General features: G+C 58.6%; 1 protein-coding gene. It reads right to left on the minus strand.

The window, feature by feature from the left end:
* The coding region (locus tag J5224_RS34005; RefSeq protein WP_264629265.1) for a glycoside hydrolase family 105 protein at nt 1-602 on the minus strand (602 nt) is incomplete at both ends.

Consider the following 602-nt stretch of genomic DNA (forward strand, 5'->3'; position numbering starts at 1 on the left):
CCAGCCAGCGCTCATCGCCCAGACCCAGGCGTGCGCCTTTCAGCAGGCCGTAGCCCAAACCGGCGGTAGCGGAAATTTCTTCATAGCTGTCAGGGTGGTCCAGCAGGGTATGCCAGGCACCGCTTTCGGCTTGCAGATCGATCAGGGTGTTCACCTGTGCGTTGAGGCACTCCAACAGATAGAGACGCACACCGTTGTCGATATGAGCGACCTCTAGCAGGTCGAGAATCCCAACGGTGATCCACGCGTTGCCGCGTGCCCAGCGCGCTTGCGCAAAATTACTCTTTTGCGCAAAACTCCAGCCGTGATACCACAGACCGGTTTTCGGATCGTTAAGGTAGCGCGCGTGCAGCAAAAACTGGCGTACCGCTTCGTCGACCAGTTCCTGACGGCCTGACACCGTACCGTAATGCGCCAGGAACAACACCACCATAAACAGCGTGTCGTCCCATATCTCCATCTGGTTCACGCCGTCGGATACCACATGCTGGAAGCCTTGTTCCGGCGTGCGCGGCAGCTTGGTCATCACATCGTCCGCCCAACTGTCCAGAACACGCGCGTAATGGTCATTGCGGGTGTGTTGCCACAGCAGTGACAGCGGC

Source organism: Candidatus Symbiopectobacterium sp. NZEC135 (genome assembly GCF_025962695.1).